Raw genomic sequence first — 24,197 nt, 5'->3', positions numbered from 1 at the left:
TTTATTTTAGTAGTCAGACCAAAGAGTTGATGGTGTGGAGTGAATACTTAGATGTAGTAATAGACTAGGTGCTAAAAAAGCTATGTTTTCCTACTGATTGCGAAAAGCCCAATAAAGAGAAAAATAACAGAGGGGAGGAAGGCGCTTACAAGTGGAGAAAACCCATAAACTGCGCCTAGTTCATTGGCTGTTCTGTTGGCAAGATAAAAAACAATACCAACTAAAATGCCGACAAAGATTCGTTGCCCCATGCCACCCCCCCGGTTTGAGCCAAATAAAAATGGCATTGCGAGTATAAGCATGACTAAAGTGGATAAGGGAATTGAAAACCTTTTCCAATAGATTAGCTCGTATTTGTCAGTCTTAATTGCATTTTCTTTTTGGTATTCTATGATTTTTGAGAGTGCGCTACTCGATAATTGGCTGGGGTCAGTATTTGCCACATTCAAAACATTTGGGTTTATGAATGCCACATGTTGTTTTAATTCGTTAGACGTCTTGAGGACATGATTATCCTTAAAGGTTGTTGTATTAACACCATGAAAGTTCCAGTCATCTTCGTTAGCTTTTGCATTTTTTACTGTCGTTAAAGTCTCCAGCCCAGAGTGGTCCTCTTTAAACGAATAAATAGAGACATCTGAAACTTGAGTGCTCGATAGCACTTTACCTATTTTGATAATGCTTTGTTTCTCTTTTACCCAAAGCCCAGAATCATCCACAAGCACAATATTTTTGTTTTTTAACTGGGCTTTAAAATTACGAGCGTGTAAGTCACTGGCAGGGACGACCCATTCTCCAACGATGAATATTCCTATCGCTAATATGGTGCCGAGTTTGATAACTGAAAATACTATATTTCCGATAGATACCCCGGCAGCTCGCATTGCGATAAATTCAGAGTTTGCAGCAAGGTTGCCGAGCCCTAGTAATGTTCCAATTAAAACGGCTGTGGGAAAAAACTCATAGAAACTGGCAGGAAGCGTGTAAATTAAATATATAATTGCCTGCAACGTCGTGTAAAGCGCATTGGTTTTTCCTGCTTCATTAATAAAAGCAAAAAAAGTATCCAGAATAACAAGGGCTAACCAGGCAATGAGAATGCCCTGTATGGTTGATGTCCATAAATAACGATCTAAAATCTTCATTTAAGGTTTCCATATTGTTTGCGGAGTAACCACAGTGACAATGCTATGAAAATAAGATGGGTCCACCAAAGCCCTAACCAGTTCGGGATTCGTCCATCTTCGATCATTGATTTTCCCGTAATAATCAAATTTGCATAGACTGCATAAAGTAAAATACCAAATGCAAGCTTACCGAAGCGTCCTTGTCTGGGTGTTGTATGACTGAGTGGAAATGCTAAAAGAGCCATTACCGGCGCTTGCAGGATTAAAGCTAAACGCCAATGAATTTCTGCATTGCTCTCATTGCTTTGTAGTTTTAATAATTCAAGGGTAGGTTCTGTTTCCAAGTCTGTCGAAATGTTTACTTCGAGCGCAGGGATATGAATGCCGTGCTCGGCAAAATTAAAAATACTGAATTCACCAGTACTTTTATTATTATCATAACGGCTTCCATTTTCTATTTTAACAATTCTATTGCCACTTTTAGGGTCGACATACAGCAGGGCTTGCTCAGCAGAAACTATAATTTCAATATTATCTTCTGTTTTCTTGTCTTGAGTATTTTTAGAGGGCTCAATCGAGTCAGTTTTTTTAGCTGTTTCTTCTTTATCATTGAGATGCATAAAAAAGCGTTTCATCACTACATTTTCTTCATCCATTTCTTCAACAAACAGGGTGATGCTTTTTCCGCCTGTTTTGCTGTGCATAAACTCTCCGATAGGAATACCAGAGGCTTCAGGTCGTTGCTTAATCTCTTGTTTGATGTTGTAGCTAGTCTTTTCCAGATCGGGAATGACAAACAGTGTTAGCCCCGCAATTATAAGTGTCAATGGCGCAACAAATAAGAAGATACCTTTATAAAATTGCTTTGGGCCAATGCCAGAGGAGTGCATGGCAGACATTTCATGATCTCTATAAAGGCGTCCAAAAGCTAACATCATGCCAATCAATAAAGCAATTGGAACAAGTTTAATTAAGCCATTAATGGATCCTAAAAAAACCAGTTTACTCAATGCATCGATAGGTAAATTGCCGCCGCTAACTTTGCCTAATAAGCGTACAAAAGTATTGCCTACGATAATTAACATCAATACCAGTAACGTGGCTGAAAATGTAGATATGATTTCGCGCACTAGATAGCGCTGGATAATCATGGTTTGTGACCTGATTGATGGCTTTTAGCGTATTCTTTATAGAAGTCTTTATTCGTCGTTTTGTAATTCTTATATCGCTTATGTGTCCATAAGTATTGATCGGGGTATTCTTTTATCAACTCTTCCAGAATTTGATTTAATCGTGTGGTATCTCGAAGCGCATCATCGCTTGGAAAATTATCCAGAGGAGGGTAGGTTTTTATTAAATACCCTTGTCGGTCGTCTTTTTTCCCTGTTAGGCGAACTGTGATACAAGGAATAACTTTGGCATTTGTCATTTTGGCAAGCCTAGCTGTGCCTGTATTTGTTGGTGCGTCGACACCAAAAAACGGCACGGGTAAGCTACCTTTTCCCCGGTAGTTTTGATCTGTTGCATACCAAACGGGTGCGCCATTTTTGATGCTTTTTATCATGTCGCGAATATTACTTTTTGGTATGGCTTTGCCGTATTTTGTGTCCCTTTGTACAGCGACCAAGTGTTCTATCAATGCATTTTGGTGAGGTCGATAAGTGACGTGAAGTGGCATTTCTAGCGCCATAATTCTTCCGCCTACCTCAAGGCTGGAAAAATGTGCCCCCAGCATAATCACATTGCCATCTTTTAACGCATCTCTTAGATGGTGAAAATCTTCAACGTGAGCGAGCTTTTTGATTTTTTCATCAGACCCCCACCAGCCTAAAGCTGCTTCTATAAGACCTTGACCCATAGAAATAAAGTGATCACGATTTAGTGCTTCTAATTCTGTTTTAGAGAGTTCAGGAAAAGCAATTTCCAGATTGATGTGGCTAATTTCTCTTCGCGTTTTAGCGGCATGATAAATCAATACGCCCAACCATTTTCCTAGCGCCATTTGCCAGCGCCAAGGGAGATGAACGATAAGTTTGAGAATTCCTACCCCTAGCCAGGTCGGCCAATAACGTGGGTGGAAAAATTTTGAAGGCATTATTATTTTTACTACTTAGTCTTGAAGATGGTACAACGTTCCACAATAAGGACATCGCGCAGTGCCATCTTTCGACTTTTCAATGGGAAGATATACTTTGGGATGTGCGCACCACAGAGCAGAAACATTGGTGGGACAATGCAAAGGTAAATCATTGCGTGTGATTGTTACATCATTCGTAATGTTTAACTTTTTATAATCCGCTTCTTTGTCTGAACTGCCCTGAGATGCCATTCGATATCCTATTGTTTTGATTACTCCTTATACGAGAGTTAACCATTCTTTATACTTATCAACCTTCCCATGAACGCTGTCAAAATACAATGATTGTAATTTTTCTGTAATAGGACCACGTGTTCCGTTACCAATCGTTCTATTGTCTAACTCACGAATGGGAGTTACTTCTGCAGCTGTTCCAGTAAAGAAGGCTTCATCAGCAATATAGACTTCATCACGTGTAATGCGCTTTTCAACGATTTCGTAGTTTAGATCATTAGCAAAAGCGGTAATGGTATTGCGGGTGATTCCATTGAGTGCAGATGTTAAGTCTGGGGTATAGATGACGCCGTTTTTGATGATAAAGATATTTTCACCACTACCTTCTGCAACAAAACCTTCTACATCAAGGAGTAATGCTTCATCATAACCATCCGTTAGTGCTTCTTGAAGCGCAAGCATAGAGTTGATGTAATGACCGTTTGCTTTCGCTTTACACATGCTGATATTGACGTGATGACGTGTGAAAGAGGATGTCTTAATGCGTAAGCCTTTTTCCATATTCTCGGCACCAAGGTAAGAACCCCATTCCCAGGCAGCAACAATACTATGCGTCTTAAGGTTATCAGCTCGAAGTCCCATGCCTTCCGAACCATAAAAACACATAGGTCTTAGGTAAGCAGAATCCAGATTGTTGTCTTTAACGGCAGCAATTTGAGCAGCGGTAATTTCTTCTTTTGAAAATGGAATATCCATATTCATGATCTTGGCGGAGTCAAACAAACGATCTGTGTGCTCTTTTAAGCGAAAAATCGCGGGTCCTTGATCGGTTTTATAAGCGCGAACGCCTTCAAAAACACCCATTCCGTAATGTAATGTGTGTGTAAGTACATGCACATTAGCATCGCGCCAAGGTACCATTTTTCCATCAAACCAGATTAGACCATCGCGGTCAGACATTGACATCGTTTAACTCCTATTCAAACGCAATATTTTAGGGCGTAAGGATACTACAGCTTGTGATACATCAACAATTGCAGAAAGGTAAAAAGATGGAAAATAACGGCTTAAATCGGCGTTATCATTAAAGGCACAGCGAATGCGCAGCAAATTATTAAAAAAAGTGCCTATAAGTAGGGGGGTGGCTTTATTTTAGAATGATTACGAAAGTGCTTCAGGTGTCTTATTTAAAGGCCAGTTGTATTTTTTTCTTATAACCAATACCTACTTTTTTCAGGCGTTTATATTCGGCGTAAACCTTCTTTACGTAATTTCGGGTTTCGTTAAATGGTGGAATCCCATTGTATTTATTTACATTACCAGGACCTGCGTTATAAGCAGCAATCGCTAGTTTGTAATTGCCGTCAAACCTTTCCAGCATCTTTGCGATGTATTTAACGCCACCCTGTATATTGTGTTCTGGATTCCAGGGGTCGTTAATTCTTAAACCGAGGGCAGTTTGTGGCATTAATTGCATTAAGCCGATCGCTCCAACACGCGAATGTGCGCCTTCATTAAAGCAGGATTCCTGTTTTACAATTGCATGAATCAGCTCTTCATCTACATCGTAAATACGTGAATAGATTTGAATCGGCTTTTTGTAAACGCGTGCTTGTTTGTTTAAATGACGATCATTCCCACAGCCAACAATAATCCCATTATCGCGACCATTAGGATCGACTAGGTTGGCATATTTGATGCCCTTGTTGTTGCTGAGTCTAGTGTTCTTACGTTTTTTATAAGTAGATTTACGTTTTGATTTTTTAGCGGTCGATGTTTTTGTCGTTTTGGGTGTTTCTCGAATGCTGGATTTGTACGCGCCCTTTTTCTTGATCTGGTAGATTTTTACTAATTTAAATCCTGAGCCTTTGAGTTTTTCGCCTGAAAGCAGAGTGGAGCCATCTTTCTTGACGTATTTATACATAGCCGCATTTGCCTGACTACTAAAGGCCAGAACAAAAGTGCATAAAACAATGCTGGAGAAATAGTGAGTTGCTATCTTCATCAATTATTAGTCTTTGTTGTAATTATTAGGTGACTATTATCTTTGGGGTTAAGCAAAGATTATGTCTATAAGCAAATTTTGTCTACTGACTTAAGATGAATGGAGCACCTAATTTGATGATGGGTTTTCGTACTGTGAGTACTAGTTCAACATTCTCGGTAGTGCCAGCGTAAATGGATCAATAATGGCATCGAAGTGATGTTCATCGTCGGCAACCATTTGATAGGTGCCTTGCATTGATCCAACAGGTGTTTCCATCATTGTGCCGCTGGTGTACTCAAAGGATTCGCCAGGTCTTAAATAGGGTTGTTCGCCGATAACGCCTTTGCCTTTCACTTCTTGTATGCGGTTATTTGCATCCGTAATAATCCAGTGGCGGCTGATTAGTTTGGCGGCGATATCACCTTTGTTCTCAATTTTGATGGTATAAGCAAAAACAAATCGACTCGCTTCGGGGTTAGATTCAGCTTCTATGTACTGGGTAGAAACGGTTACTTGGATATTATAATTATTCAACACGGCATCCTCATCGCTATCTTGACTCATAAAATTTCAGGCCTTTGCTATTTTACAGCTCTGTTGTATGACATCGGTTAATTAAAATAATTTTGTAAAATATGAATGTAGCTAAGTTTAGCTCTAATTCTAGTCTCATTTGATTATTTTTGTATGAAGCATTTAATAATGAGGTGGAGCATCAGTATAATCCGGCAGGATGAAAAGCCTAAATTTTACACCGATTGGATTAATATCCTCCTGTTTCAAGGAGAAGTTTGGGATACCAAGACAACCCGGATTAGTAACGGCTGCAAAAGCTCAGCTTAAACTGGATAAGATATTTACAGAGGAGAGTGTCCGAGAATTAGAGGGTTTTTCACATATCTGGCTGCAATTTATTTTTCATCAAACAGAATCACAAGGTTGGAAGCCTATGATCCGACCGCCACGACTGGGTGGAAATAAAAAAGTAGGCGTGTTTGCATCGCGTTCCACGTTTCGTCCTAATCCAATTGGGTTATCGGTCGTTGAGTTGGAAGGTATTGAAATGAAATCTTCAGGAGTTGTATTGCATCTTAAAGGCTGCGATCTTGTCGATGGAACGCCCATTTTGGATATAAAACCTTATCTGCCTTATGTAGATGCGATACCTGAAGCAGAAGCAGGCTATGCGAAAGAAAAACCCTCAAGCTATATGACAGTGCTTATGAGTGATGAAATTATTCAGGCGTGTCATGATGCAAGTCATCGTTTAGGGGAAGATGTTGAGGTTTTAGTAAGGCAATTATTGGAACTCGACCCAAGACCTTCTTATCATGAAAATAACACGAACGACCAACGAATCTACTCAATGAAATTACTTGATTTTGACCTAAGGTGGCAATACTGCGAAAATAACACTATCAAGGTCTTAAGTATCGATTGAGATTGATGCGGTAGCGATATATATAACAATATAATATAACGATATTCTGAATAAAGATCAGTGATTTGTAGATTGGGGATTTCATGAAAATAACAGGCAATAAAGAGCGTTTCTTATCTTGCGCGAAGATGATGATTGCCTGTGGGGTTTTTATGTCCGCATCCGTTGGGGCAAAAGAATCCAGTCAACTCAAGGCATCTTCAGAGAGTAATGATCCACAACCTGCTAAAACCTTCTATATCAATCAACAACAGCCTCAAGAATTGCCAGAGTCAGTCAATAAACTGTTAAAAAAATATAAAATCCCAACGAAAAATATCAGTGTTTATGTGAGAGATTTAAACGCTGATGCGCCAATGCTGGAACTAAATGCGAATAAATTACGCACACCTGCATCAACCATGAAGTTGCTGACGACTTATGCCACTTTAAAAGAATTAGGGCCAAATTATTCCTGGCGAACAGAGGTTTGGACAAAAGGGCCTATAAGTGGGGGGGTGTTAAACGGTGATTTGGTTTTAAAGGGATATGGTGATCCATTTCTTGTTTATGAAAATTTCTGGAAATTGGTTAAAACCTTACGTGATAAGGGGTTAAAGCAGATTAACGGCGATATTATTATCGATAATAGTTTTTTTCAGCTAGACGATTATGATCCTGGGGCTTTCGACGGTAAGGCATTTAGAATCTATAATGCGGAATCATCCGCGCTTATGTTTAATTTTCAAGCAACCCGTTTTTTATTTACACCTGAGGTTAATGAGCAGGCGTCGAAACAGAAGAAATCGAAAGGAAAGAAAAATAAATCTAAGACACTGGGTAAAGTAAAGATAACGCCTTATCCTGAAATACCGGATTTTAACGTCGATAATCAGATAAAATTAGTCAAGGGACGTTGTAGAAATTCGCATTTACGCCCGAAGTTTAAAAGAGATAAAAAGGGTAAGTTAGTAATTAGCGGTAACTATGCCGCAAAATGTAAGCAACGTTTTATCTTGCGTGCTGTTTCAAAACCTGAAGAGCATGTTTTCAATGCCTTTCGAGATTTCTGGTTAGACCTTAACGGCACTCTTAAAGGCGGCATGAAGATAGGTAGAGTATCGGCAAATGATGAACTATTTCATGTGCATAGCTCTCCAACACTAGGAGAACAAATTCGTCTAATCAATAAGTGGAGCAATAATGTGATGACAAAACAATTATTGCTGACCTTGGGTGCGAAAAAATATGGATCACCGGGAACCCTGCAAAAGGGGCGACAAGCCATTTTAGATACTTTAAATGCTAATCATATCGATACTACTGGCATTCAGTTAGAAAATGGTTCTGGCTTATCGAGATCAGCGCTAATTACTGCACGTCAAATGGGCAGTTTATTAGAAACTGCTTTTCGAGATCCGTTTATGCCTGAGTTTATGGCATCGCTATCTCTCCCCGGTGTTGATGGAACATTGGTTAATCGTTTTAGAAAAGATGAATTGCGTGGAAGAAGTCATTTGAAGACAGGTACTTTAGACTTTGTGACGGCTATCTCTGGGTATATGTTAAATAGAAAAGGTAAAAGGCTTGTTATTGCGATTCAACACAATGGAAAAAGAACAGGGGCTGGGCGTGGCGCAAAAATACAAGATGCCATTCTTCGTTGGAGCTTTGAGCAATAAATGTTGAAAAGCTTATCCTTTATTCTATGTGGTTTACTTCTTACGTCTTCTGTTTTTGCAGGAGATGCAAACGATGATGCCGATAGTGAATCGGCAAATGTAGCTGAAAAGACTGAAACAGAGCGCGCTGATAATGAATCTGATAAAAAATCGGATAAAGACGAAGAACTTTCAAAAGCAAACTTAGCCACTATTGATGTCACTGGTGTAGATGATGACTTAAAGAAAAACATCGAACTCCATATGCCTGTTACGGTACCAGAATGTAAGGCTGATCGTGCAGAAGTGAAACAATTTTTCACTACGGTAAAAAAGAATCTGAGAAAGGCTACCAGAGCTTTAGGGTACTACGATGCTGAGTTGGTTTCTGGTGGTTCAATCGTCGATAATTGCTGGAAATTACGCTTAAGAATTACACCGGGGGAGCCAACCAAAGTAACGTCAATATTAACTCAGGTTGTTGGCGAAGGTAAAAACGAAAAACTTTTTACCGATATTTTAAAGAAGCAACCCTATGCCAAGGGAGATGTTTTTAATCACCAGAAATATACTGATTTCAAAACTCAGCTTTCTGAGGCTGCGCAAACGCTTGGTTATTACGATGCTGAATTTGAGCAGCACAGCATAAAAGTTGACCCTGTTTCTTATCGAGCAAGTGTTGTACTTATTCTAAATACGGGAAAGCGCTACCGATATGGTGAAATAACGGTAGATCAAAATCTTTTGTCTGAAAAAGCGATGTCAAAATATATACTGCTTAAAACAGGCAGCCCTTTCTATGCAGAAGACCTCATTAATCAACAACAACTTCTACAACGTAGTGGTTATTTTAATCTGATTAAAGTCGAAGTACTCAATGAGCAGGCTAAAAATTTCCGCTTACCCGTTGTCATTACGTTAACTCCTAAAAAACGAAACGCTTACAAGTTTAAAGTGGGTTACGGCTCTGATACAGGTGCCCGTGTTGCCGTAGAAATGAATAGGCGTTACTTAGGCAAAAGTGGAAAACAGTTAAAGGTTAAAGCGCAATATGCCGAGAAACTTCCAGAGTTTTCAATACAGCTATTAAACCCAAGAAATAATCCTGATGATAATAGCCTGATCTATAGCATTGATTTAAAGAAAGACTCTAACGATGATATAGAAAGTCATACGCTGTCTGTCGGAGCGACATTGGTTCGTAAGTTTGACAATGGCTGGGTTAGGACAGCCTCAATAAAAGCGATAAGAGATAAAACACAGGTTGATGATGAGGATGAAACCGATGCCGAACTATTGATGTTTGGTGTTGGTTTAGAAAAAGTAGTCGCAGATAGCTTACTCAATCCTAAGGATGGGTGGCGGTTGAAACTATCTTTGGACTCAGCTCTGGAAGCAGTCCTGAGCGATCAAGATGTTACTCGACTTAAAGTGCAAGCAAAAGGTATCAAGCAAGTAGGTCCTGGACGTGTTTTAGCCCGCATGAATCTAGGTTCTTCAATAGTTTCAGATTTTGATAGCCTGCCTAAAAGTTTAAGGTTCTTCGCTGGTGGTAGTAATAGTGTCAGAGGTTATACCTACGAAAGTCTGGGTGAAGAAAATGATAATGGAAAAGTTATTGGTGGTAAGCATCTGTTGGATTTGAGTCTTGAATATCAGTATCCCATTAGTGATTCCTGGGGGGCGGCTGTTTTCGTCGATGCAGGTAATGCTTTTAGTGATTGGAGTGACCCAGGACTAAAAGTTGGCGTAGGTTTTGGTGCGCGTTGGAGTTCTCCTGTAGGGCCTGTGCGTATTGATATAGGCTTTCCTAAAGATGACTTTGGTGATCCTCATTTACATTTAAGCGTAGGATCAGATTTGTGAGAAAACATTTAAATCAATATGTGTTCTCACCATTATTCTGGGTGATGTCGCTATTACTGATTCTATTATTTGCCTTGGTGATTACACTATTTACGCCGATAGGGCCTAAAGCTATCGCGTATGTTGCGGACTCTTCTTTAAAGCAGTTAACACTTAAGGGGGTATCTGGCAGTGTTTTGTCCGGGCTTCATGTTGATCAATTTGTTTGGGAAGATGGTGTCGCTGTTGTACTTGAAGATATTGATGTAAAACTGAATAAGTTTGATATCAAAAATGAAAAGATCTATGCCAAAAATGTAACTGTCGGAAAGCTTTCTATAGACTTGAAAGGCAAAGCAAAAAATACAAATGAAGTGAGTAAAGATGTCACCTCATTACCTAACTTTGGTTTGCCCATCAATATCGATGCAGACATATTAAAACTAGAATCATTACAAATTACTAAAAGTATTCCGGGTGATAGTCAGAGCCAGACTTTACTCTTCCAGATTCAAGATATTCAATTAAATAAAGCGACGATAAAACACAATATACTTAATTTTGAGGAATTAAGAGGTGCCCCAATTATTTTGGACAAACCTTTAAGAATAGATGTGGTCGATGGGCAACTGAACATGAATCAGCCGCATGAGATTACAACCAAAGGCACAGCATCATTTGAGCACGATGTTATCGGAAATATTAATGGTAACGTTGATCTGAAAGGCACCCTAACTAATTACATTTTTGATGGCGATCTAGTGCTAGAGCAAGAACAATTAGGCAAAGGGAATATACAGGTAAAAGGTGAGGGTGATTATAAGCAGGTTACTATCGAAGATGTGATATTAACCAGCCTTCATGGTAATGCAGAAGCAATAGGTAAAGTCGAATGGGATCCAGAAATCCGTTGGAACTTTGATGTTGATGCGAAAAACCTAACTTCGAGTAATTTGCTGCCAGAATGGCCAGTTAGTGCCGATACCAAATTAAATTATACAGGTACTTTTTTAGATTCTCGATTGGAAAACCAGCTACAAATTTTAGAGCTGGATGGATTGTTTAGAGAGCAAAAGTTAACTGCAAAAGGCCAGATTACCGAAAGAGAAAGTCTAGTTCGTGCAAACAAGCTACAGCTTACATTAGGCGATAACAATATTCTGGTAGATGGAGCTGTAACAGAGCCATTGAACCTGGATATTAAATTAGACGCAAAATCACTGAAACAAATAGTACCAGATGTTGCAGGCAGGGTTGAAGGTGAAGTTTCGATTAAAGGTGAGTATAAAAAGCCAGAAATACAGGCGAAAGTTACTGCTAATAATCTTGAATATGCAGGCTTTAAGCAATCTTCAGTACCTATACTGATAGAAACCAATGTTGTTGCTGATAATGACGTGTTAACACTGAAAAGTGCATTAATTAAAAGCGGCAAGAATACTGTCGGTTTGACGGGTAATGCAACTGAACCATTTGATTTAAAATGGAAAATAGAGGCTAAAGATTTAAAGCAAGTATCACCTCAGTTAGTAGGTAGTATTAATGGAATTGCTTCTTTAAAAGGAGATATTGATAAGCCTGTCGCGACATTGGATATTACTGCTAAAAAACTTGAATTTAATGGCATCCGCCAAGGTGAAGTAGCTCTTACCTTAAAAGGCGAGGTAAGCTTAGATAATAAAAATATCCTTCTAAAGGATCTTAAGCTAGCGAGCGGTAAAAATGTTCTGCAAATAAATGGTAATGCCGGTGAGCCACTAGATTTAAACGTAAATATTAATGCGCCTGAATTAACACGGGTATCCCCTGATCTGGCAGGGCGTATACAGGGCGATACCAAGATAACTGGATTGTATAAATCGCCCACTATCACAACAAAATTAGTTGCCTCAAATTTGCAATATCAGGACTTTAAATTGGGTCAATCTGCGATGAATCTTCAAGGTGAAGTTCAGCTCGTTGATGGTATTCCAATGGTTAAATCGTTAAATACTCAAATAGGGGATAATCGTTTTGAGGTCTCTGGTCGAGCGAGTAGCCCTTTTGATTTAAGCTGGAATATTGACAGTAAAAATCTTAAAGAAATTACGCCCGAATTATCAGGTAGATTAATCGTTAAAGGACAGTTACAGGGAACTATAGATAAGCCTATTATCAATGCAACTGTAGATGCAAAGAAATTAAGTTATAAAGCTTTCAAGCTGGATTCTGCAGATTTTACGGCGAGTACTACAAACAATATTTATAAAATAAATGGAAAGCTGAAAAGTCTTGAAAGTGATGGTCAAAAAATAGATAACGCAAGTCTAGAGTTAAATGGGTCTATTGAAAACCATACCCTTGCTGCCTTTGTTGATCACCAAGAGGCTAAGGTACAACTTAAAGCAAATGGTGGCTGGGAAAATGAACAGTGGAGTGGAATCCTTCAACAATTAAAGCTTGATGATACGCAAGCAGGCGATTGGGCGCTGCAAAAGCCTGCACGAATCAGTCTTTCTAAAAGTGGGTTTAGTGCAGAGCAGTTTTGTTTATCAAGTAAAAAAACGAATGCTTGTTCAACAGCAAGTTGGTCAGAAAGTATAGGGCTTAACGCAAAAGGTACGTTAAAAGAGATACCTTTAGATCTAGCTAAGCCATGGTTGCCAGAGGGAATGACAGTTAATGGGGTGATTAATGGCTCCTACGATATTAACCAAAATAACGGTAAACCAAAGGGTAAAATTCAATTTAAACTGCCAAGTAATAGTTTTTCGTTTAAAACTGATGATGAAGAACGAGACTTCTTTTATGAAGATGCGGAAGTTAATGCAACCATAGATAATCGAACCATCAATGCTGATGCTTCGATGAAAATTGTCAATCGTGGTCAGTTTTCAGCGAATGCCAAGGTAAAACTATCACCAGAAAATGGAAAACATACAATCGATGGCAAGGCTAGTTTTGATATACCAAATATAAACTTCGCGCAGGAACTTATCCCACATAGTCGAGGTTTGCGAGGCGCTCTTAGCAGCAAAATTAGCTTTAGTGGTTTATTAAGTAAGCCCCAGATAAAAGGACAGGCAGATATTAAAAATGCCTACCTAAGATTACCAGAAGCAGGTACAGAATTAACCGATATCAATATCAATGTCATTGCCGATCAGCCGGGTAAAGCTAGAATCAACGGAAAAATGTTGATGGGTAAAGGAGCATTAAATGTCACTGGTGATATGGACATTAATGATGTGGCAAAGTGGAAAGCTAATATAAAAATTAGTGGTAATGATATCCGCTTCATGAACACCAATGAGATTAAAGCAAATATGTCGCCAGACATCGTATTAGGCTTATCTCCTGAAGTAGTAAGTATCAAAGGCAAGGTGACTATTCCTTATGCTGATATTCGTTTAAATGATATCCCGGAAAGTAGTATCGATGAGTCGGGAGATGCTTTTGTTATTGGTGAAAACAAGCCTGGTGAGCAGGTTTCGGCGGTTAAATTACAACCTAATGTAGTCATCGTGATAGGCGATAGAGTGCGACTAGATGCATTTGGTTTAAAGGCAAAACTTTCTGGCGACGTTAATGTGACTCATAACAGACGTGATGTCTTGGCCAATGGTTCTCTTCGAGTGACTGATGGAAAATTTCAAGCTTATGGTCAGGACCTGGAAATCAATAATGGTCGTCTGATATTTAATGGTTCACCCAAGCTTGTGGGTATGGATATTCGAGCTACTAGAACAGTTGATAATCAAGTGGTTGGTGTTCACCTTGGAGGAAATGTACTCAATCCAAAATCTACTATTTTCTCTAACCCTGCAATGCAAGAAAGTGAGGCATTAAGCTTCTTGTTAACAGGGCATAGCCTATCGTCAGCATCAGGTCAGGAAAGTGCGTTATTGATGTCAGCGGTCAGAGGCTTGGGAATAACCGGTAGTGGAAGTTTGGCGCAAAATATCGGTGCATCATTTGGTCTGGACGACGTTAATATCGTAACTAAAGAAGACTTGCGAGAAAGTGAGTTGGCTTTAGGTAAGAGATTAGGTTCGCGATTATATGTGCGCTATCTCTTTGGTTTGTTTGACCAAACCCAAAAGATTGCGATTAAGTATAAAATTAATAAAGTGTTGTCACTCGAAGCTGAAACATCCGTTGATGAATATGGTCTTGATTTAATTTACGAGTTTGAAAGAGATTAGGGTGAGTGAATCTCCATTGTTGTTAGCAGTCAGTGAAATAGGGGGATACCCAAATTTCACTGAATTGTATCAAGGCCTAGGTTTTGAAGTCATTACCGAAACCAGTATGCGAAAAGTGCTAAAGCTGCTTAAGAAAAAAGTCCCTACTGTAATCGTCGCCGAATTTAATTATCAATCAGACTTTCGTGATCGAACCAGCTCATTAGAATCCATGATGTCTGTTGTTCAAAGGCATAATGGTATTAGAGTGGTCATTTTCTATGATAAAGAACACGAAAGCCAATTAGCTAAATTGCAGGCTCGCTATGATATTAGTGAAGCACTGAGTTTCCCTATTTCAGAAGAAAAGCTATCCGCTGCGGTTAAACTTAAATCCTGCTAAAGTCAAAATAGAGCCGAAAATGAATTTAATTTATAGAAATGCAGAAGAAGGAGATCTGAGTAAGCTAATAGAAATGCTGGCTGATGATCAGCTTGGTGCACATCGAGAGGATTCATCTACACCAGTTAATCAAGCTTACATCGATGCGTTAAAAGTCATTAGCGATGATCCTAATAATGAGCTGATAGTGGCGGAAAGATCGGAAGATTCGGATACTTATATTGTTGGCATGTTGCAACTAACCTATATTCCTTATCTCACTTATAAAGGCTCATGGCGTTGCTTGATCGAAGGTGTGCGAGTGCATAAGGATCATCGCAGCAAAGGTTATGGTAAGCAGCTTTTCGAATGGTCAATAAAACGCGCCAAAGTACGGGGGTGTAATATTGTTCAGTTAACCTCAAACAAACAGCGTTCTGATGCTATCCGGTTTTATAATGATCTTGGATTTAAAGCCTCGCACGAAGGCTTTAAATTAATGATTGAGAATTAATGCTTCAGTCAATCTACGAATACGTTACATTCGTTCCATTACATCTATACCAAGCAAGTCCAATCCAGTTTTCAGCGTATTAGCGGTCAGCTGAGAGAGTCTTAAGCGGCTTTGTTTGGTGTTTTCATCGGCTTTCATAATTGGACAAGCTTCATAAAACGTCATGAAGTTTCCAGATAACTCATAAAGATAATTACACAAAATATTAGGTGTACCATCTTTCGCTACTGCTTCAATAGCTTCGGAAAGTTGTAATAGCTTGCTCGCTAATTGACGTTCTGCAGGCTCTTCAATAATAATCTTTGCGGATGTATCAATTGCTTCAGCTTTACGGAATATGCTTTGAATTCGAGCATAGGCGTACTGTAAATAGGGGGCTGTATTTCCTTCAAAACTGAGCATGGTATCCCAGTTGAAAATATAGTCGGACGTCCGATTCTTGCTCAAGTCTGCGTATTTTACTGCGCCGATGCCAACAGTCTTGGCAATGCTTTCTCGACTTTTTTGATCTAAGTCTGGGTTCTTTTCCGTAACAAGATCAAGCGCACGCTGCTGGGCTTCATTGAGTAAATCAATAAGCTTTACAGTGCCACCTGTGCGTGTTTTAAACGGTGTGCCGTCTTTACCCATCATGGTGCCGAATGCCATGTGTTCGAGGCTAGTTTCTTCTTTTACAAATCCAGCTTTTTTACCGACAGCAAATACTTGTCTGAGATGCAGACTTTGGCGTGCGTCGACAAGATACAGACCACGTGTCATCTTCAACGTATCATTACGATAACGAAGTGCGGCTAAATCTGTCGTCGCGTATAAATAACCACCATCAGATTTTTGCACAATCATCGGGATGATCGAGTCGTCTTTACCTTTAAACTCTTCGAGAAAAACACATTGCGCACCTTGGTCTTCAGTTAATAGCCCTTTTGTTTTCAGATCGCTAATAACATTGGCCAAGTCGTTGTTATAGGCACTTTCTGGCATTACATCTTCACGTGTTAGTAATACGTTTAGAATTTTATAGATTTCATCACAATGAGTGAGGGAGGTATCAATGAACTGTTTCCATAAGGCTAGAAACTCTGGGTCACCTGCTTGCAGTTTAACTACGTTATTCCGTGCCTGTTTAGCGAAATCAGCATCTTCATCAAAGCGCACTTTTGCTGCTTGATAAAACTTTTCTAAATCAGCTAATTGCAGGGTGATTTCTTTGTCTTGTTGTTTTAACTCGCCCATGTATGTGAGCAACATGCCAAATTGAGTGCCCCAGTCGCCGACATGATTTTGGCGAATGACTTTGTGCCCAGTAAACTCTAAAACGCGCGCGATAGCATCACCTATGATTGTAGAGCGCAAATGGCCCACATGCATTTCTTTGGCTAGATTCGGCGCAGAGTAATCGATGACTACGGTTTCAGGGTGTTCTGCTTTCTCTATATTTAATCTATCTGACTCGAGCGTTTTTTCTACTTGTTGTTGCAGCCACTCGTTCTTTAAATGAATATTGATAAATCCAGGGCCGGCTATTTCCAGCTTATCCGCATAGGTCGAGAGATCAAGGTTTTCTATAACTTTGGCGGCAAATTCTCGGGGATTCATTTTGAGTGCTTTTGCTGCGCCCATTATGCCATTTGCCTGGTAGTCACCAAACTCTGGTCGAGAGGAAGTTTTTACAACGGCAGGAGCATCGTTAAGCGCGCCAGCATCGGCCAATGCCTGAGTGATTATTGTTTCAAGTTGTGTGCGAATATTCATGGGCGGGGATTCTACCGCAAAAAATGATAGATGCCTTACTCTTTAGCGAAAACTTTAAGTGTAAGACTAATTAATATTTGGTCTTCCCTAAAAAAGTGCCTCAAAGTAGGGGGGTGACTATGCGTTTAGTCACCCTTTACTCCGTAAAGAGTTTGCTAATGCCAGATGCAATTACCCTTTCTTTAAATTCATTTCCTGAATCAGATTCATACTTTTCAGTAAATTAAGGGCTTCATAGAGTTGAAAATCAGTTTCAACTAATTTCTTCTCTGATTTTTTGTCTGTTTCGGTTGTATCTTCTTTAGTCGTTTCTGGTTTCTTTTCTCCATTCGGATTGGAGATGTGACCACTTAAATCAGCCTCTGAAAGAGGGGAAATCTCATCATCAGTATTTTCATCTTTATTCTTGAATTCAAGCTCTTCGACGGTAATGTCTGGCTCAATGCCTTTTGCCTGTATTGATCTTCCTGATGGTGTGAAATAACGAGCTGTGGTGAGCTTTACGCCGGTCTTTTCATCCAGAGGGAGTACTGTTTGAACAGATCCTTTACCAAAAGTTTTAGTCCCAATGATCAATGCTCGCTTATGATCTTGTAAGGCGCCAGCTACAATTTCAGAGGCGGAGGCTGATCCCTGATTTACGAGTACAACAAGAGGCGCACCTTCGAGTAAATCATCAGGTGTTGCGTTATAGCGCATCAGGGCGTCATCAACACGGCCTTCGGTGTAGACAATGTTGCCTTCGCTCAAGAAAACGTCAGATACGCCAACAGCTCCATTTAAAACCCCGCCAGGGTTATCTCTTAGGTCTAGTACAAGTCCTTTAAGTGATGCTTTATTTTCTTTCAGTAGGTCTTCAACAGCCTTTTTAGTGTTATCTGTGGTTTTAGATTGGAAGCTGGAAATACGAAGGTATCCGTAGTCTTTTTCCAGAATTCTCTTTTTAACACTTTTTACTTTAATCACATCACGAACGATGGTGATTTTAAAGGGTTTGGATTTACCTTCTCGGGTAATCAATAGATCAATAGGTTCCCCGGGTTTGCCGCGCATTATTTTAACGGCATCGTTAAGTGTTAATCCTTTAACCGATGTGTCGCCTAAACGAATAATCAAATCACCCGATTTTAAACCTGCTTTTTTGGCTGGTGTGTCGTCGATGGGAGCGATGACTTTAACGAAGCCATTCTCCATGCCGACCTCAATACCTAAGCCTCCAAATTCACCAGAAGTGCCCACCCGCAATTCTGTAAAAGCTTCCTCATCAAGGTAAGCAGAGTGAGGGTCAAGCCCAGACAGCATGCCACTGATCGCATCAGTGATGAGTTTCTTGTCGTCCACCTCTTCAACATAATCGTTTTTGATTCGGGCATAGACTTCCGAAAACTTTTTTAGTTGCGCAAGGGGGAGCGTTTGTGAGCTTGGTTTTAAAGCAAACGCGTTGATGCTAAAAGAGACAGCGAGCCCAATTGCAACGCCAGAAATGACGCCGGTTGTTAGTGATTTTTTCAAGGGCATACTACTCTCTAATATACAGGTAAGATGACCCGATATTACCCTAATAGTAGCGATATTGTCACTAAATAAGCAGTTACCTAAATGCTTATTTTTTAATGCTTATCTGCACCATTGTGCTGGATTATGATGGGTTGTGCCACGGCGTATCTCAAAATAAAGACCAGAATTAGTTTGGCTGCCAGAATTCCCTACAGCGGCGATAACTTCTCCGGCTTTAACAATTTGCCCTTCTTTCTTATAAACACTTCGGTTGTAAGCATATAAGCTTCGATAATTTTTGTCATGACGAATAATAACAAGGTAGCCATATCCTTTGAGTCTGCCGCTGTATTCTACTTTGCCGCGTGCAATAGCATATACATTCGACCCAGCAGGAGCAGAAATGACGACACCTTTCCATTTTTGTTTGGTGTTTCTATTGCTGCCGTATTTTTGTGTGAGCCGCCCTTTGACAGGCCATGAAAGTCTTCCTTTCAAAGAAGAAAACGGTTTATTAGGTACATAACGTCTGCTGACTGCAGTACCTGTGTTCTTAGGTTGCGTTGCTTTGGGATTAGCCTTGGGCGTTTTTTTCTGGCTAGCTAACTTTTTCTGTTGTTCCTGTCTTTTTCGTTCTGCTTCTTCTTTTTTTCTTTTTTGAGCGAGTCTTTCTATCACTCCTTTCAGGCGTGATTCTTCTTTTCGTAGCTTTGATAATTTTTGTTCTTGCGAGTAGACAACTCTCTTTTGCTTCTTAAGAGCCGACTCATGTTCTGCCACTGTCTTTTTCAATAGCGTTTTTCTAGAGCTTTGTTTGGCTAGCAATTCATTTAAGGTCTTAGTATCAGTATTTATCTGATCTTGAATTAGTTTTACTTCATCAAGCTGTTTCTGAATGCCTGTTATTTTCTTTAAGCGGTGTTTGTTCATATATTCGTAGTACTTTATCGTCCTACTAATATCTGAAGGGTTATCCTGCTTTAGCAATAAGCGCAAATGAGACTGCTTGCCCGATGTATACAAAGCCTGCATTTGCTGTGCGAGGGCATCTTTTTGTTGATTGGTTTGTATCAATAATTTCCGTTTCTTTTCATTAGACTTATTTAGATTGGTCGTTAATGTATTAATTTTAGTCTCGGTGTTGTGGAGTCTTTTGGAAATCTCATTGAGCTTGTCTTCGGTAATAGTCACTTTTTGAGCGAGTTTTTGAGATTTACTACGCTCCTTCTTTAGTGATTTGTTTGCGCTCGATATTTTATTCTGGATATTACTGCGTTTTTGCCCAGATGTTTCTGCAAAGCTTGTAGTTAAAGGCGTTATAAGTAACAGGCCACACACAAGTGTTGTGAAAACATTTAATTTCACGGACACGGTTTTAGATTTGATTGTTGTAATTTTTAGCCCCATTTGTCGAGATTTTATCAGTTCATAAACGAACTTTTAAGCTTTAACGTAAATTATAATCGGCTTGATATAAATGCAGTCGGAGTATATTATAGTATCGTTGTTTTATAATATATTGAATAACGAATATAACCCATCTACCGAGTTAATATAATATATGAATAGTCCTAAAATTGCTCAAGGCGCAGATGAAAATTGCACACTTGTCAGTGACCTTTTAGTCAGAGAAGAGGACGTTGAAACAGCATCGCGTTCACTTAAAGCTATTTCACACCCTTTACGTTTGAAAATTTTGTGTGTACTTGGTGAAAATGAAGTCAGTGTTCAGGATATTGTCGAAAGTGTCGGCACTTCTCAAAGCAATATTTCACAGCATTTAGCTATTTTACGTGACAAAGGAATACTTGCTTCAAGAAAAGAAGCGAATCGAGTATTTTATCGTGTAGGCGATGCTCGTACGCTGAAGCTTATCGGCATGATGCAAGAAGTTTTTTGTAGTACGCATTAAACGCAATATGCGTATTCTACGTTCTAAAATTAGGCCGTGTTGCCCTGTATAATTCTACTAGACTGACTCTTCAGTCTGAAAAAACAGTATTAGAGCTTTACGCAAAGCTCTAGTGCGGTTATCTTACCCTTTTTATTCATTTCTAAAGAAAATTCATGCAAGAATATATTGATTTCGCTAGCAATAACCCATTGCCTATATTGGGTTTTATTGCCGTATTGTTTTTTATCATCAAAATTGAAATATCACGTGCTACAAGAAAATATAAGCAAGTTAACGTGAATGAAGCAGTAATGTTATTAAATAAAGATGACGCTGTGGTTGTTGATGTTCGTGAAGATAAAGAAATAACGTCAGGAATGATTAAAGGCGCCAGACATATTACTTTATCTCAATTACCTCAAAAAATTGGTGAGTTAAACAAGAGTAAACAATCACCGGTATTGGTTTATTGCCGTAGTGGTAGTCGTTCTGGTAATGCATGCAACCAATTAACCAAAGCTGGCTTTGAAAACGTTTCGAATCTTGCTGGTGGTATCATGGCGTGGGAATCAGCAAACTTACCGTTAACTAAGCGATAATTACTATTTTATGCCTGCTGAAGTAATCATGTATGCCACACGGTTTTGTCCATATTGTATGCGGGCAAGGTCACTACTGAAGAAAAAAGGCGTAGAATATACCGAAATTAGCGTAGGTCGTGACCGCGATCTATGGGATGAAATGGAACAACGTAGCGGGCGAAATACCGTTCCGCAGATTTTTATAAATGATGAATCCGTAGGTGGTTATGATGACATTGCCGCTCTCGACCGACAAGGCGAACTGGATCAGAAATTAGGGATAGAACAAGATGGCTGAAGATACAAATTCACAAAACGGCGCAAACGGACAGGAAGCTGTTCAAAATACAGAAGCTCAAGAGCAACAGTTTATTATCGAGCGTGTTTACGTTAAAGATATTTCATTTGAGTCTCCAAATAGCCCAGCTATTTTTACGCAGGATTGGGAACCAGATACAAACCTAAATCTAAATACTCAGGTTAATCCTTTAGGTGACGACCACTATGAAGTTGAACTTCATTTAACGGTATCAGTAAAAGGTAAAGACGGTAAAACGGCATTTCTTGTAGAAGTGGTTCAGGCAGGTGCTTTCCTTATTAAAGGTTACCCAGCAGAGCAGTTAAACCATTTATTGGCTAGTTACTGTCCAAGTAATTTATTCCCTTATGCACGTGAAGTGATTTCAAACTTGGTATCAAAAGGTAGCTTCCCTGAAATGCATCTTTCACCAATTAACTTTGATGCACTTTATGCTCAAAATATTGCTAAACAGCAAGAAGAAGCTCAAGCAAACGGTGGAGCACCAGCAGAGACGACTGAAGTATAAATAGTCGATCTGTCTAAGCATATATCGTTTAAGAGTAAGTATTAGAAGAGTAAATTTAAGAAGAGTAAAAAAAATATGACAACATCAGAGCGTCCCCAGAAAATATCGGTTTACGGTGCAGGTTCATGGGGAACAGCTCTGGCGTTGCAACTCGCGAGAAATGGCCTGGATGTGCTTCTTTGGGGTTTTGATCCCAAGCATATCGAAGCCTGCGACAAAGCTCGCGAAAATACAGCATATCTTCCGGGAATTCCTTTCCCGGATAACCTCAAATGCACTGATTCAATCGATGACCTTGTGCAACATTCTGATGATCAACTAATCGTTATACCCAGCCATGGTTTTCGCGATCTACTCAAGCAACTCAAACCAAAACTCAATAAATCTCACACTATTGTTTGGGCAACCAAAGGCTTGGAAGTGGGTAGCGGTAAATTGCTTCATGAAGTGTTGATTGAAGAATTGGGTGATGAAATAGAATATGGGCTGGTTTCTGGTCCAACATTCGCGACGGAAGTAGCCAAGGGCTTACCTTCAGCAATGACTGCTGCTGCCTCTACAGTAGCTCTGGCAGAACGTACTGCGGCGGCTTTTCAAGGTGGTAATTATCGTGTTTACACCAGCGATGATGTACTGGGTGTAGAGCTCGGTGGCGCTGTAAAGAATGTATTGGCGATTGCCGCTGGTATTTCAGATGGTTTAGGCTTTGGAGCGAATGCACGAGCTGCAATTATCACCCGAGGTCTTGCAGAAATTATGCGTCTTGCGGATAAGATGGGTGCGCACAACGAAACCATTATGGGCTTATCTGGTGTGGGTGATCTGGTTTTGACCTGTACGGATAATCAATCGCGTAATCGTCGTTTGGGTTTGGCGCTGGGTGAAGGCAAGAATATTGATGTGGCAATCGCTGAAATTGGTCAAGCGGTAGAAGGTGCCAAGACATCTCATAGTATTCATTTGTTGGCTGATCGAGCTGGAGTTGAAATGCCGATTAGCGCGTGCGTTCACAAAGTCATTTACGAAAATATGGCGCCAGAAGATGCTGTTAAAGAATTGCTTGCGCGCGAATTGAAGCCTGAATTCTAATTTTTAACCGTACTTCTAATTCTTTATCTTTGATGCCCTATTTGAATCCCCTATTTAAATCCTGGGTGTATGCTGTTGTCTGATTCATCCTCATAAAAAAATGCTTTCAAAGTAGGGGGGTGGGTATTTAATAAACTATAATATCCTGTATCAAATTTTGTGAGCATTTAAATGAATTCCATACCTTATCTTGGCAGTGAGCAACTTAAAACAAAACTTCCGTGGCTAGACTTGATTGACGCCATCGATACCGTTTTCACCTCTGAAGTGATTGAGCCCTTGCGTCATCAGCATGACTTGAACGTACCCAATGAGCCAACCGCTTCGCTGTTATTAAAACCAGCCTGGATCGAAGGCGAGTATCTTGGGGTGAAACAAGTTACTATTTTCCCCGGGAATAGCGCTCGAGGACTTCCAGGGCTAAATGGCAGTTATCTACTCAGTAGTGCAAAAACAGGCGAACCATTATTGCAAGTTGATGCGGATGAGCTAACGGCGAGACGCACTGCTGCAGCTTCAGCGCTGGCTAGTCGATATTTATCTCGTGCAGATTCGCATAAATTATTGCTCATTGGTTCTGGTCGATTAGCCCGTGAATTAGTGTATGCACACAGTGCTGTCCGACCGATAGATCAGATTGAGGTATGGAGTCGAAATCAACAATCTGCAGAAAAGCTGGTTGCCACATTTGTTGCAGAAGGATTACCCGCAACCGTCTGCACGGATGCCGATTTAGCAAGCTCTGCAGCTTCTGCAGATATAATCAGTTGTGCAACCATGTCGACTCAAGCCATTATTTTAGGTGAATGGCTAACGCCTGGTACGCACCTCGATTTAGTGGGTGGATTCAAACCAGATATGCGTGAAACTGATGATGCTGCGATCCAGAAATCAGCCGTTTTTGTCGACACAAGACTGGCAGCCATCGTTGAAGCGGGTGATTTAACTCAACCCATAGAAAATGGTACGTTTGATAAAAATGATGTCGTTGCCGAATTATCTGAATTGAGTGGAAAGCAGCACGAGGGACGCAGTCAGCTTAAAGACAGCGACCAACAAATCACTCTCTTTAAATCGGTGGGTGCAGCAAGAGAAGATTTAGCGGCAGCTATTTTGGCTTATGAAGGTTTAGTAGACGAAACTTAAG

Annotated in this window: 22 protein-coding genes; 12 read left to right on the top strand and 10 right to left on the bottom strand. The window is 39.9% G+C overall.

Going from position 1 to position 24,197, the window contains the following annotated elements:
- Positions 1-80 precede the first annotated feature (80 nt).
- The 7 genes from lptG to apaG all read right to left on the bottom strand — a co-directional run bounded on the left by lptG (position 81) and on the right by apaG (position 5,989).
- A complete protein-coding gene (lptG, locus tag OO007_RS09935; protein WP_131907474.1) occupies positions 81-1,145 on the bottom strand; it encodes an LPS export ABC transporter permease LptG in 1,065 nt (354 codons plus the stop codon).
- Positions 1,142-2,278, bottom strand: coding sequence for an LPS export ABC transporter permease LptF (gene lptF, locus OO007_RS09930; RefSeq protein ID WP_131907473.1), 1,137 nt, complete (start codon positions 2,276-2,278; stop codon positions 1,142-1,144). The genes lptG and lptF overlap by 4 nt, the downstream gene beginning before the upstream one ends.
- Positions 2,275-3,222: an LpxL/LpxP family Kdo(2)-lipid IV(A) lauroyl/palmitoleoyl acyltransferase gene (gene lpxL / locus OO007_RS09925; protein WP_325808675.1), complete on the bottom strand. Its 948-nt coding sequence runs from the start codon at positions 3,220-3,222 to the stop codon at positions 2,275-2,277. Before lpxL ends, lptF begins: the two co-directional genes overlap by 4 nt.
- 15 nt (positions 3,223-3,237) lie before the next feature.
- Positions 3,238-3,456, bottom strand: coding sequence for a zinc-finger domain-containing protein (locus tag OO007_RS09920; protein ID WP_131907471.1), 219 nt, complete (start codon positions 3,454-3,456; stop codon positions 3,238-3,240).
- A 27-nt stretch (positions 3,457-3,483) separates the two neighbouring features.
- On the bottom strand, positions 3,484-4,404 hold the full coding sequence (locus OO007_RS09915; RefSeq protein ID WP_325808674.1) for a branched-chain amino acid transaminase: 921 nt from the start codon (positions 4,402-4,404) through the stop codon (positions 3,484-3,486).
- A 217-nt stretch (positions 4,405-4,621) separates the two neighbouring features.
- Entirely contained in the window at positions 4,622-5,443 is an 822-nt protein-coding gene (locus OO007_RS09910) for a lytic transglycosylase domain-containing protein (protein ID WP_325808673.1), read from the bottom strand.
- A 141-nt stretch (positions 5,444-5,584) separates the two neighbouring features.
- Positions 5,585-5,989: a Co2+/Mg2+ efflux protein ApaG gene (gene apaG / locus OO007_RS09905; protein WP_131907469.1), complete on the bottom strand. Its 405-nt coding sequence runs from the start codon at positions 5,987-5,989 to the stop codon at positions 5,585-5,587.
- A 169-nt stretch (positions 5,990-6,158) separates the two neighbouring features.
- Between apaG and tsaA the strand changes: the two genes are divergently transcribed.
- From tsaA to OO007_RS09875, 6 genes are all read left to right on the top strand, one after another.
- On the top strand, positions 6,159-6,866 hold the full coding sequence (tsaA, locus tag OO007_RS09900) for a tRNA (N6-threonylcarbamoyladenosine(37)-N6)-methyltransferase TrmO (RefSeq protein ID WP_325808672.1): 708 nt from the start codon (positions 6,159-6,161) through the stop codon (positions 6,864-6,866).
- Between the two features lie 83 nt (positions 6,867-6,949).
- Entirely contained in the window at positions 6,950-8,527 is a 1,578-nt protein-coding gene (gene dacB / locus OO007_RS09895; RefSeq protein ID WP_325808671.1) for a D-alanyl-D-alanine carboxypeptidase/D-alanyl-D-alanine endopeptidase, read from the top strand.
- The gene (locus OO007_RS09890) at positions 8,528-10,372 is read left to right on the top strand and encodes an autotransporter assembly complex protein TamA (protein WP_325808670.1); all 1,845 of its coding nucleotides are present in this window, start codon (positions 8,528-8,530) and stop codon (positions 10,370-10,372) included.
- Positions 10,369-14,535, top strand: coding sequence for a translocation/assembly module TamB domain-containing protein (locus tag OO007_RS09885; protein WP_325808669.1), 4,167 nt, complete (start codon positions 10,369-10,371; stop codon positions 14,533-14,535). Before OO007_RS09890 ends, OO007_RS09885 begins: the two co-directional genes overlap by 4 nt.
- A gap of 1 nt (position 14,536) precedes the next feature.
- On the top strand, positions 14,537-14,917 hold the full coding sequence (locus tag OO007_RS09880) for a hypothetical protein (RefSeq protein ID WP_325808668.1): 381 nt from the start codon (positions 14,537-14,539) through the stop codon (positions 14,915-14,917).
- Positions 14,918-14,936: 19 nt separating this feature from the next.
- Positions 14,937-15,410, top strand: coding sequence for a GNAT family N-acetyltransferase (locus OO007_RS09875; RefSeq protein ID WP_325808667.1), 474 nt, complete (start codon positions 14,937-14,939; stop codon positions 15,408-15,410).
- Between the two features lie 24 nt (positions 15,411-15,434).
- On the opposite strand, the gene argS is transcribed toward OO007_RS09875, so the two are convergent.
- The 3 genes from argS to OO007_RS09860 all read right to left on the bottom strand — a co-directional run bounded on the left by argS (position 15,435) and on the right by OO007_RS09860 (position 20,024).
- A complete protein-coding gene (gene argS, locus OO007_RS09870; RefSeq protein WP_325808666.1) occupies positions 15,435-17,162 on the bottom strand; it encodes an arginine--tRNA ligase in 1,728 nt (575 codons plus the stop codon).
- Positions 17,163-17,333: 171 nt separating this feature from the next.
- Complete coding sequence (locus OO007_RS09865) at positions 17,334-18,680, bottom strand: S41 family peptidase (protein WP_325808665.1); 1,347 nt, start codon at positions 18,678-18,680, stop codon at positions 17,334-17,336.
- Between the two features lie 99 nt (positions 18,681-18,779).
- Positions 18,780-20,024, bottom strand: a complete 1,245-nt coding sequence (locus OO007_RS09860; protein ID WP_325808664.1) for a murein hydrolase activator EnvC family protein — start codon at positions 20,022-20,024, stop codon at positions 18,780-18,782.
- A 196-nt stretch (positions 20,025-20,220) separates the two neighbouring features.
- Between OO007_RS09860 and OO007_RS09855 the strand changes: the two genes are divergently transcribed.
- The 6 genes from OO007_RS09855 to OO007_RS09830 all read left to right on the top strand — a co-directional run bounded on the left by OO007_RS09855 (position 20,221) and on the right by OO007_RS09830 (position 24,196).
- On the top strand, positions 20,221-20,571 hold the full coding sequence (locus OO007_RS09855) for an ArsR/SmtB family transcription factor (RefSeq protein WP_131907459.1): 351 nt from the start codon (positions 20,221-20,223) through the stop codon (positions 20,569-20,571).
- Positions 20,572-20,726: 155 nt separating this feature from the next.
- Positions 20,727-21,152: a rhodanese-like domain-containing protein gene (locus OO007_RS09850; protein WP_131907458.1), complete on the top strand. Its 426-nt coding sequence runs from the start codon at positions 20,727-20,729 to the stop codon at positions 21,150-21,152.
- A gap of 10 nt (positions 21,153-21,162) precedes the next feature.
- Positions 21,163-21,432, top strand: a complete 270-nt coding sequence (grxC, locus tag OO007_RS09845; RefSeq protein ID WP_131907457.1) for a glutaredoxin 3 — start codon at positions 21,163-21,165, stop codon at positions 21,430-21,432.
- Positions 21,425-21,961, top strand: coding sequence for a protein-export chaperone SecB (secB, locus tag OO007_RS09840; RefSeq protein WP_131907456.1), 537 nt, complete (start codon positions 21,425-21,427; stop codon positions 21,959-21,961). The genes grxC and secB overlap by 8 nt, the downstream gene beginning before the upstream one ends.
- A 75-nt stretch (positions 21,962-22,036) precedes the next feature.
- Positions 22,037-23,050: an NAD(P)H-dependent glycerol-3-phosphate dehydrogenase gene (locus tag OO007_RS09835; RefSeq protein ID WP_325808663.1), complete on the top strand. Its 1,014-nt coding sequence runs from the start codon at positions 22,037-22,039 to the stop codon at positions 23,048-23,050.
- A 171-nt stretch (positions 23,051-23,221) separates the two neighbouring features.
- The gene (locus tag OO007_RS09830; RefSeq protein ID WP_325808662.1) at positions 23,222-24,196 is read left to right on the top strand and encodes an ornithine cyclodeaminase family protein; all 975 of its coding nucleotides are present in this window, start codon (positions 23,222-23,224) and stop codon (positions 24,194-24,196) included.
- Position 24,197: the final 1 nt, after the last annotated feature.

Source organism: Cocleimonas sp. KMM 6892, from assembly GCF_035798195.1.
GTDB lineage: Bacteria > Pseudomonadota > Gammaproteobacteria > Thiotrichales > Thiotrichaceae > Cocleimonas > Cocleimonas flava.
This window is presented reverse-complemented; position numbering and strand designations above follow the sequence as displayed.